This window comes from Pseudomonas sp. S3_B11, from assembly GCF_054667715.1.
In genome coordinates this window covers 2,696,865-2,707,137 of the sequence record NZ_CP162749.1, presented here as the reverse complement: position 1 = coordinate 2,707,137, position 10,273 = coordinate 2,696,865, and the positions used below count along the sequence as shown (strand labels likewise).

The 10,273-nt window shown below is 62.3% G+C and carries 6 protein-coding genes; 5 read left to right on the top strand and 1 reads right to left on the bottom strand.

All coding sequences use genetic code 11. The features are described from left to right. Positions 1 to 3: 3 nt before the first annotated feature. The 3 genes from AB4O22_RS12365 (at position 4) to hemN (ending at position 3,301) form a co-directional block, all read left to right on the top strand. The gene (locus AB4O22_RS12365; RefSeq protein ID WP_100263992.1) at positions 4 to 447 is read left to right on the top strand and encodes a CopD family copper resistance protein; all 444 of its coding nucleotides are present in this window, start codon (positions 4 to 6) and stop codon (positions 445 to 447) included. Positions 448 to 542: 95 nt separating this feature from the next. After that, complete coding sequence (locus AB4O22_RS12360) at positions 543 to 1,916, top strand: oxygen-independent coproporphyrinogen III oxidase (protein ID WP_013693244.1); 1,374 nt, start codon at positions 543 to 545, stop codon at positions 1,914 to 1,916. Further along, positions 1,913 to 3,301 carry an oxygen-independent coproporphyrinogen III oxidase gene (gene hemN, locus AB4O22_RS12355; protein WP_460096398.1) on the top strand — a complete coding sequence of 463 codons (1,389 nt, stop codon included), beginning with the start codon at positions 1,913 to 1,915 and terminating at the stop codon, positions 3,299 to 3,301. Before AB4O22_RS12360 ends, hemN begins: the two co-directional genes overlap by 4 nt. A 199-nt stretch (positions 3,302 to 3,500) precedes the next feature. Here hemN and AB4O22_RS12350 read toward each other — a convergent pair whose 3' ends face one another. After that, complete coding sequence (locus tag AB4O22_RS12350; protein WP_460096397.1) at positions 3,501 to 6,158, bottom strand: excinuclease ABC subunit UvrA; 2,658 nt, start codon at positions 6,156 to 6,158, stop codon at positions 3,501 to 3,503. A gap of 195 nt (positions 6,159 to 6,353) precedes the next feature. Here AB4O22_RS12350 and AB4O22_RS12345 point away from each other — a divergent pair, with 195 nt between their 5' ends. Together AB4O22_RS12345 and nosR are read left to right on the top strand one after the other, a co-directional pair. Then, positions 6,354 to 7,832 (top strand): hypothetical protein, encoded by a 1,479-nt coding sequence (locus AB4O22_RS12345; protein ID WP_460096396.1) that lies wholly within the window; start codon positions 6,354 to 6,356, stop codon positions 7,830 to 7,832. Between the two features lie 263 nt (positions 7,833 to 8,095). Next, positions 8,096 to 10,264: a transcriptional regulator NosR gene (gene nosR / locus AB4O22_RS12340; RefSeq protein ID WP_223471940.1), complete on the top strand. Its 2,169-nt coding sequence runs from the start codon at positions 8,096 to 8,098 to the stop codon at positions 10,262 to 10,264. The last annotated feature ends 9 nt before the right edge of the window (positions 10,265 to 10,273 follow it).

Here is a 10,273-nt window from a genome sequence, read left to right as displayed (position 1 = left end):
CTCATGATTTATCCGCTGTTTCTGACCTTGCACCTGTTTGCCGCGCTGGTTTTCATCGGCACGGTTTTCTTCGAAGTCCTGTTCCTGGAGAGCATTCGCAAGCAACTGCCCACCAAGGTCATGGTGCTGCTGGAGCAAGGCATTAGCCAACGCGCCCGGCAGTTGATGCCGTGGGTGCTGCTGGTGCTGTTCGGCGCGGGCATCGGCATGGTCTGGCTGCGCTATTGGCCGGTGCTGTCGTCGCCGTTGCAGTCATCCTTCGGTTTGCTGCTGGGGCTCAAGATCCTGTTGGCGGGCAGTGTGCTGGGGCATTTCCTCTGGGCCATGTGGCTGTTCAGGAGCGGACGCATGAACGCCCGCTACGTGCACATCATCCATACCAGCGTGTTCCTGCACATGGTCGCGATCGTGCTGCTGGCCAAGGCCATGTTCTACCTCACCTGGTAAGCACTGGCGCGTGGTTCCAAGGCGCTTGATACAGGTCAAGGTGGCCCGGCGGGTTACCCCGCAAACTGCTTGCGCACAGCCACTCGGAGATTGTCATGTTCGACCCGTTCCATACCCTCGGTGAGCGACCTTCGGGCCGTGCGCCTGTGGTGGCTGATTTCGATTGTCCGGTCGGTACACGCAGATTCCACACAGGCATCGGTTCGCTCGACCTGCTTCGAGGGTTGCGCAGCAGCCGTCAGAAACGACGGCCCTTGTCCCTGGCGGTGCACTTGCCTTCGCGCCTGCGGCTGGCGTCCTGTTCGCCTCTGGCCAGCGACTGCCGCTGCGGTGAGATCGAGGGCTACCTGCAACGCCTGACCTATGAGTTGGGGTTGGTCGGTTGCCACCTGGGCGCAGGGCGGCGCGTCGAGCAGTTTTGCCTGACCGGTGGCACTCCGGTAATCGCTCATTTGCAGAAGCTGATGAGTGACCTGCGCAAGCGCTTTGACTTCAGTGAATACGACGGTGGCGACCACAGCATCGAGGTGGACTTGCACCACACCGACTGGTCGACCATGGGCCTGATCCGCGACCAGGGTTTCACTCATGTCAGCATCGGCGTCCCCGACATTGGCGTCGACAGCGACCTGTCGGTCGATTGCTACCAGAATCCGGCTCCGATCCATTCGTTGATCGATGCGGCGCGCACGTTTGGTTTTCGCTCCATCAACATTGACTTGGGTTACGGCCATGCCTGGCAGACGCCCAGCAGTTTCGCCCTGAAGCTGGCGACGCTGATCGAACTGGAACCGGACCGGTTGCACGCTTTCGACTATGCTCGCGCGCCTTATCGTTACCGCTCGAAGAACGCCGGGTTGGCCGGCGACTTTTGCAGCCCGGCCGACAAGGACGCCATGCGGCGGATCTGCTGCGAGCAACTGATTGGCGCCGGTTATCACTACATCGGCCTGGGCCAGTTCGTCAGGGCCGACGATGACCTGGCGGTGGCCCAGGAGCACGGTCGCCTGCATCGCAATTGCCAGGGTTTTACTCGTCACGGTTGCTGTGATCACGTGGGCTTCGGTCTATCGGCCATCACTCAGATCGAGCACCTGTACGTACAGAACACCGACGACCTGCATCAGTATTGCCAACAGCTGGATGCCGGGCAGTTGCCGGTCCATCGCGGTTGGCGCTGTGAAGCGCAGGATCAGGTCAAGGCATGTGTGACCGAGCAGCTTTCCTGTGACCTTGAACTCGATATCCCGGCCATCGAGGCACGCTTCGGCCTGGTGTTTCGCGAGTATTTCGCGTCTCTCTGGCCGTCGCTGGAAGCTTTGCATGACCAGGGATTGATCGAACTGTCGAGCCGGTTTATCGGCATCCTGCCTGCCGGGCGCTTGAGCGTCGATGCGATCTGCAATCTGTTCGACCCAGGACTGGATGACGCAGGCCCACACCTTTTTGAAAAGTTGAATCCATCATGAATGCTGTATCCGGTTTCAATCGTGCCCTGGTGGAGAAATACGACCGCCCGGGGCCGCGCTACACCTCCTATCCGACGGCGCCGCAGTTCCACCAGGCCTTTGCCATGGATGAATACCAGCAGGCTGCCCAACGCAGTAACCAGGCACCGCTGCCCAAGTCGTTATCGGTGTACATCCACATCCCGTTCTGCCAGAGCCTCTGCTATTACTGCGCGTGCAACAAGATCATCACGCGCAAGACCCATCGTGCCGTCGAATACCTGACCTACCTCAAGCGCGAAATTGCCCTGCAGGCGACCTTGTTCGACCGCTCGCGCAAACTCACCCAGCTGCACCTGGGCGGGGGAACGCCGACTTACCTGACCCATGAGCAACTGGCCGACCTGATGGACTGCCTGCACCAGTCCTTCGACATGGACGACAGCGACGCCCATGAGTTTTCCATCGAGGTCGACCCGCGGACCATCGATGCGCAACAGATCCAGGGCCTGCGCCAGTTGGGGTTCAACCGCCTGAGCTTTGGCGTCCAGGATTTCGATGCCCAGGTGCAGATTGCCGTCAACCGAGTGCAAAGCGAAGCCCAGGTCGTCGAGCTGGTGGAAGCCGCGCGCCTGGCGCGCTTCAAGTCGGTCAGTGTCGATCTGATCTATGGCCTGCCCTTGCAGACCATCGCCAGTTTTGATGTCACCTTGAGCAAGATCATCGCCCTGCGTCCGGACCGGATCGCGGCCTACAGCTACGCCCACCTGCCGCAACGGGTGCGGGCGCAGCGGATGATCCGGCCAGAAGACATGCCGCCGCCAGAGCGCAAGCTGGAGTTGCTGGAACTGACCATCAATCGCCTGACTGAAGCCGGCTACGTCTACATCGGCATGGACCACTTTGCCTTGCCGGATGACGAACTGGTACGCGCCCGCGCCCAGGGCAACCTGCAGCGCAATTTCCAGGGTTATTCCACCCACGCCGATTGCGACCTGATTGGCCTGGGGGTGTCCTCGATCGGCAAGGTGGGCGACAGCTACAACCAGAACGTCAAGGAGCTTTCCCAGTATTACGCGCGGCTGGATCAAGGCCTGCTGGCGGTACAGCGTGGTTATCGGCTGAGCGACGATGACCGGCTGCGGCGCGAGGTCATCAGCGAACTGATGTGTCACGCACGCATCGATTTCGGCCAGATCGAGAGCGCCCACGGCATTCGGTTTAGCGAGTACTTCGCCGATGCCCTGGACCGGCTCCAGGAGCTGGTGCGCGACGGGTTGCTGGACCTTCGCGACGACGAGCTGGTGTTGTTGCCCCAGGGACAATTGATGATGCGCAACGTGGCCATGGCCTTCGACGCGTACCTGGGGGCGGACCAGACGGTTCAGTATTCGCGTACGGTCTGAAAACTCAAGCTCGCGCTGGGTCTGTAGGAGCTGGCGAAGCCTGCGATCTTTTGATCGTTCCCACGCTCTGCGTGGGAATGCATCCCGTGACGCTCTGCGTCACCTTCCAGAAACGGAACGCGGAGCGTCCCTGGCGACATTCCCACGCAGGAGCGTGGGAACGATCGACGGGGGGCGTGGGCGGGATTTGGGCCAGGTTTTATCTTCCAGGTTGCAAAGCCCTTTTCAGAAACTCCGCCGTCCGGCTTTCCCGGCAGGCCGCGACTTCTTCCGGAGCCCCGCAGGCCACGACGTTCCCACCTTGGGAACCTGCGCCCGGACCGATGTCGATGACCCAGTCGCTCTGCGCCACAACGCGCATGTCATGTTCCACCACAACCACCGTGTGACCTTCCTCCACCAGGCGATTCAACTGCACCAGCAAGCGGTCGACGTCCTGGGGGTGCAGCCCGTTGGTGGGCTCATCCAACACATACAATGTCGCCCCCCGGGCCTTGCGCTGCAGTTCTGTCGCCAGCTTGATCCGCTGGGCTTCACCGCCGGACAGTTCCGTGGCCGGTTGGCCCAGGCGCAGGTAGCCCAACCCGATATCCTGCAGCACCTGCAATGAGCGCCTGGCCGCCGCTTGCTCGGCAAACACCTCAAGGGCCTGGTTCACGGTCAGTTGCAGCACCTGGGAAATGTCCAGGCCTTGCCAGCTCACCGCCAGGGTCTGCGGGTTGTAGCGCGCACCATGGCAGGTGGGGCAGGGCGCGTACACGCTGGGCATGAACAACAACTCCACGCTGACGAAACCTTCACCTTCGCAGGTCTCGCAACGGCCCTTGGCGACGTTGAAGGAAAACCGTCCGGCATCGAATCCCAGTGCTTGCGCCTGCTCTGTCGCGGCGAACAGTTTGCGCACGTGATCGAACAGCCCGGTGTAGGTGGCGAGGTTGGAGCGCGGGGTGCGGCCGATGGGTTTCTGGTCCACCTGGACCAGCCGCTTGACTGCTTCAAGCCCAGCGGTAACGCGCCCGCCGCTGGTTTGCACGGGTTCGTCTTCCAGGCCTTGCTCATCGGGTTCGGCGTTGGGGCTGGCCTGGCCCAGGTGCGCGCCGACCAGATCCAGCAGGGCCTGGCTGACGAGGCTGGATTTGCCTGAGCCGGAGATGCCGGTCACGGCGGTGAAGCAACCCAAGGGGAAGGCCGCGCTCAAGTTGTCGAGGTTGTTGCGGGTAATGCCTTCCAGGCGCAGCCAATCCTTGGGTACTCGGGGGCTGCGTGCCGTGACGTGTTCTTCGGCAAAGAGGTAGGCGCGGGTGCGTGATTCCGACACCTGGCCAAGGCCTGCCGGCGGACCGCTGTAGAGGACTTTCCCGCCTTGTTCGCCGGCGTCCGGGCCGACGTCGATGAGCCAGTCGGCGCGGCGCATGGTATCGAGGTCGTGTTCGACCACAAACACCGAGTTGCCGGCAGCCTTGAGGCGTTGCAAGGCGCCAAACAACGCTTCGCTGTCGGCCGGATGCAGGCCGGCGGAGGGTTCGTCCAGCACGTAGATCACCCCGAACAACTGGGAATTGAGCTGGGTCGCCAGGCGCAGGCGTTGCAGTTCGCCGGACGAAAGCGTCGGTGTGCTGCGTTCCAGGGCGAGGTAGCCCAGGCCGAGGTCGATCAGGGTGACGATCCGTTCCAGCAGCTCGGCGGCGATGCGTTGGGCGGCCAGGCGCTTCTCCAGGGAGAGGTTGGGGGTGTGGCGCGCGTCGGGCCCACCCGCGTGCGCGTTGTCGCCCCTGGCGGCGCGTTGCTCGCGGGCTTCTCGGGTTTGCTGGTGGCTGAGGACGTCTCCGGTTTCTTCGGCCTGTTCCAGGTAGTCGGGCGCCAGGACGCGCTTGAGCACGTCGGCCAGTTCAAGCAACGGCAGGTGCGACAGCTCGGCGATGTCCAGGCCGGCAAAGGTCACGGTCAGCGCCTGGCGTTTGAGGCGCTTGCCCTCGCACACGGGACAGGGGCTGGCGCGCATGTATTGCGCCACGCGTTTGCGCATCTGCGCGCTTTGGGAGTGCATGAAGGTGTGCAGCAGGTAGCGTCGGGCGCCGCTGAACGTACCCTGGTAGCTCGGTTCGAGCTTGCGTTTGAGAGCAGCGCGGGTCTGGGCCGGGGTGAGCCCGGCGTATACGGGAACGGTAGGGGTTTCTTCGGTGAAGAGAATCCAGTCCCGCTGCTTCTTCGGCAGGTCGCGCCAGGGGATGTCGACGTCATAGCCCAGTGTCACCAGGATGTCCCGCAGGTTCTGGCCCTGCCAGGCCATGGGCCAGGCGGCCACGGCGCGCTCGCGGATGGTCAGCGACGGGTCCGGCACCATGGACGCTTCGGTGACCTCATAGACTCGGCCCAGGCCATGGCATTGCTGGCAGGCACCCTGTGGCGTGTTGGGCGAGAAGTCTTCGGCATAGAGCATCGGTTGGTCGGCCGGGTAGCTGCCGGCGCGAGAGTAGAGCATGCGAATCAGGCTCGACAGGGTGGTGACGCTGCCCACCGATGAGCGTGCGCTGGGGGTACCGCGCTGTTGCTGCAAGGCGACTGCCGGCGGCAGGCCCTCGATGCTGTCCACGTCCGGCACGCCGACCTGGTCGATCAGGCGCCGCGCGTAGGGTGCGACGGATTCGAAGTAGCGCCGCTGGGCTTCTGCGTAAAGCGTGGAGAAGGCCAGCGACGACTTGCCGGAGCCCGACACGCCGGTAAACACCACCAGGGCATCGCGGGGGATGTCCACGTCGACATTCTTGAGGTTGTGTTCGCGGGCGCCACGCACCCGGACGAAACCGGTGCCTTGCGGCAAGTCAGCGGTTGAAGCGGGGGCGGAGCGTGGGGGCATCGGGCATTCCTTGTGGACGTTGCTGCAACGCTTCAGGGCGTTGTGGCGTTGCATTATGGCGATGGCAGAGTGGACTGGATCACAGCGCTGACAATTATGCGACCGGGTTCAACCGTTCGCGTGCGATAAAAATTTACTCCGGGCGCAAGAGATGAGAAAAGCTCTGCAGATTTTTCCCATGGATACGGACGCCTCATGCCTCGATCGAAGTTGTTCTCCACGCTGTTTGTCGCGCTGCTGGCCGGTGCCGCGCTCTGGTACATCTGGATGATTGCCAGCGCCAAGCTGGAATTGGGTGGCGGCAGTCCCGATGAGCAACAAGTCGGCGCGGTGAAGGATACCCGGTTGCGAGCGATGTCCTCGTATTGCACAGGCGTGACGGTGACGCCACAGGGAACCTGGCTGGTGGCGCGCCTGGAGAGGGAGGCCCGGGAGCTCGAACCGTCCGCTGGCGTGTTGGACCTGGATGCGCTGGTCTATGGCCAGCCGAAGCAACCCAATGAAGCGGAAGAGTCTGGAACCTTTGCCGGCTTGTTTTCTCATGGTGACAAGGAAACCACCTTCATTTCCCGCCTGGACGCCCAAGGGCAATTTCAGCTCGTGGCACATGTCAGCGGCAGCGCTTGTATGGTAGCCAGCCCCGACGGGACCAGTGTGTTCCTGCTCACGGGCCTTCGTCGGCCTGAAACGGCGAATACCCATGATCCCGATCAGACCGTGGTCTTTCGCACTGATGATCAAGGCCAGCGCTGGACCTGGTTGACCAAGGGTTGGTTTCCCGAGGCCGAATCGTTGGCCTGGAGCTTGGCTCCCTATTTCCACGGCTCGAATGAAGTCTGGGCCGCAGGCACGCCGGACGCGGTGGATGAAGACAGCGATGAAGAGAAGCCGACTGCCGTTTCCACCGGCGTCTTCTACTCGGCTGATCGGGGGGCGAACAGCGCGTCGATAATGGCGCCCGAGTCGCTGCTGGTGTCCGCCAAATACGCCCACGGCAAACGTGCTGACATCACTGACTGGGGCACGAATACAGATGAGCATGGGGAAATCCAGACCAATGTCCTGCAGCTGGATGCACAGACGGCCTTTATCTGGGTGTCCCAACGCTTCTGGGGCGCCCATCCGGATGGCGTCAGCGACAATATCGCGATCAACGTCACGACACGGGCCCGGCTGCAAGCCAAGGCCGGGCAGTGGCAGGTGGTCGAGGTACAGCGTGACGACAAGCTGTTTGTGAGCAAGCTGATACAGAATGACGCCGGGCGGGTGATTGGGCTGATTGACCAGGGTGATCGCGGGCGAGAGGTTGTCGCCGAACTGGACACCGCCGCACTGACCTGGACGACCATGGGTGACCTGCCCAGTGTGTTTGCCCCCCTGGCATCGCAGACCCAGGTGCGTGGCGACAGTCTCTGGTTGGGCCAGAACACCCTTCTGATCAACACGACCAGCGACCACCATCCACCGCGGTGGCTCTACTGGTGGTCGGACGCAAACATCTCCGCCGATGGGGTGTTCTATTCCAAGGATTGGGGGCGCTCCTGGCAGCACCTCGCCATCGACGGTTACCTGGGCATTCTTGGTTTCCAACCGGCGCAGGACCGGGTGTTCTGGGCCAATGGCAACTGGTACGACAACAATGACGGCCGTATCTATTCCTATGGGTTGCGCTGAGCACTGTGGGAACGATCGGGGTGCGGCGACGGTGGAAGATCGTTCTCACGCTCTGCGTGGGAATGCCGCCAGGGACGCTCCGCGTTCCGCTTCTGGAAGGTGACGCAGAGCGTCCCTGGCGGCATTCCCACGCGGAGCGTGGGAACGATCAACACCTTTGGGGCAAGGCTTAAGTTTTTCCCAAGTTGATTTCAATCAAGGGCCGAAGAAGGGGCCGGCCCCTACCATGATCGCCAAGATCCTGTCTTTAAGCCCTGGCGTCCATGACCCCTCACTTTGTGATGCTGCACCTATCCCGCTTCTGGCTCCACGGGCTGTTCGTTCTCCTGCTGTTGTTCACGGGCCTGGTCCAGGCCAAGGACTACGGTGACGTCCCGCAACAGCGCATCCACCATGTCCTGAATCAGACCGACTCGATCTCCGAGCCCGAAGGGCGGTTCAAGGTGCGCAAGCTGTCCGCTGCCGGCAAGGTTGTGGGCTATGTGTTCCAGAGCCTGGACGTGGTGGACATTCCCGCCTATTCCGGCAAGCCGATCAACGTCCAGGTCATTCTCGATCCGGCCGGTGTGATTCTCGATGCCTATGTGCTCGAACACCATGAGCCGATCCTGCTGATCGGCATCGCCGAAGAAAAACTCCACGCGTTCAGCGCGCGCTACAGCGGTATCAAGGTCAACCAACGGGTGGTGGTGGGGCATTCCAGCGATCCGAATGCCGTGACCGTGGATGCCATCGCCGGGGCTACCGTGACGGCGATGGTGGTCAACGAAGTCATCATGCGTGCCGCCCACGATGTCGCGGTGTCCCTGGGCCTGGTCAAGGGTGATGCGGGGTTGGCCGTGGCGCCGGCGCGTGTGCGTGAGGACATCTACGAGCCCGCCGACTGGAAGACCCTGACCGGTAACGGCGCTATCCGCCGTCTGCTCCTGACCCGTGGCCAGGTTGACGCTTCCTTCAAAGGCACTGAGGCCGAACAGGTCGAAACCGCCAGCGGCGAGCAGGTGAACGACACCTTCATCGACCTCTATGCCACCCACCTCAACCCGCCCACCATCGGTCGCAACCTGCTGGGTGAGGCGCAATACCGCACACTGATGGCCGAGCTCAAGCCGGGCGAGCAGGCCATCGCGGTGATGGGCAGCGGTCGTTATTCCTTCAAGGGTTCGGGATACGTGCGTGGCGGCATCTTCGACCGGGTGCAACTGCGTCAGTCCGGCGACACCATCAGCTTTCGCGACTTGGATTTTCAGCGCCTGAATGATGTGGCCCTCGACGACATGCCGGACTTCGATGAAATGGCGATTTTCATCATCCGTGCCTCCCACCGTTTCGACCCTGGTTCACCCTGGACCCTGGAACTGCTGGTGCGCCGCCAGACCGGACCGGTCAGCGGCACCTTCAGCAGTTTCGAGTTGGCCTATCAACTGCCCGAACCTTACCTGGAACGGCCATTGCCTACCGCCGAGCAACTGGCGGCCGCCGAAGAAGCCAGCCGGCCGATGTGGCTGACGCTCTGGTATCAGAAAAGTGTCGAAATCAGCGTGCTTGGCGTAGCCCTGCTGGTGCTGACGGCGATCCTGTTTTTCCAGGACTCACTGGCCCGGCGGCCGACGCTGTTGCATTGGCTGCGCCGCGGTTATCTGGTCTTCACCGTGGTGTTTCTCGGCGGCTACGCCTTGGCCCAGTTGTCGGTGGTCAACGTGCTGACCTTCGTCCACGCCTTGTTCGAAGGCTTTCGCTGGGAGCTGTTCCTCACCGATCCGCTGATATTCATTCTCTGGGTGTTCACCGCCGGCAGCATTCTGCTGTGGGGGCGTGGGGTGTTCTGCGGCTGGCTGTGTCCGTTCGGCGCGTTGCAGGAGTTGATCAACGAACTGGCGCGCAAGCTCAAGGTGCCCCAATACGAGTTGCCGTTCGCCGTGCATGAGCGGCTCTGGGCGATCAAGTACATCATTTTGCTGGTGCTGTTCGGCGTTTCGCTGGAGTCGATGGCCACCGCCGAACGGCTGGCCGAAGTGGAACCCTTCAAGACCGCCATCACCCTCAGGTTCGACCGCCAGTGGTGGTTCGTGGCGTACGCAGTGGGCCTGCTGGTGATCAACCTGTTTACCCGCAAGGTCTATTGCCGCTACGTCTGCCCGCTGGGCGCGGCCCTGGCGATGCCGACCCGGCTGCGGCTGTTCGACTGGCTCAAGCGCCGCAAGGAGTGTGGCAACCCCTGCCAACTGTGCGCCAAGGAATGCGAGATCCAGGCGATTCATCCCGATGGTCGGATCAATGCCAACGAATGCCATTACTGCCTCGACTGCCAGATGACCTGGCACAACGAAAACAAATGCCCGCCGCTGATCAACAAGCGCAAGAAGCGCGGCAAGGCGACCGTGAGCGATCCGCAACTGATTCCCGTGGTGCAGGTGAACCCGGCGCCTTGAGGCACCCCA

Coding starts and splice junctions, on each gene's coding strand:
- AB4O22_RS12365 (WP_100263992.1), top strand. CDS start 4: ATGATTTATCCGCTGTTTCTGACCTTGCACCTGTTTGCCGCGCTGGTT.
- nosR (WP_223471940.1), top strand. CDS start 8,096: ATGACCCCTCACTTTGTGATGCTGCACCTATCCCGCTTCTGGCTCCAC.
- AB4O22_RS12345 (WP_460096396.1), top strand. CDS start 6,354: ATGCCTCGATCGAAGTTGTTCTCCACGCTGTTTGTCGCGCTGCTGGCC.
- AB4O22_RS12350 (WP_460096397.1), bottom strand. CDS start 6,158: ATGCCCCCACGCTCCGCCCCCGCTTCAACCGCTGACTTGCCGCAAGGC.
- AB4O22_RS12360 (WP_013693244.1), top strand. CDS start 543: ATGTTCGACCCGTTCCATACCCTCGGTGAGCGACCTTCGGGCCGTGCG.
- hemN (WP_460096398.1), top strand. CDS start 1,913: ATGAATGCTGTATCCGGTTTCAATCGTGCCCTGGTGGAGAAATACGAC.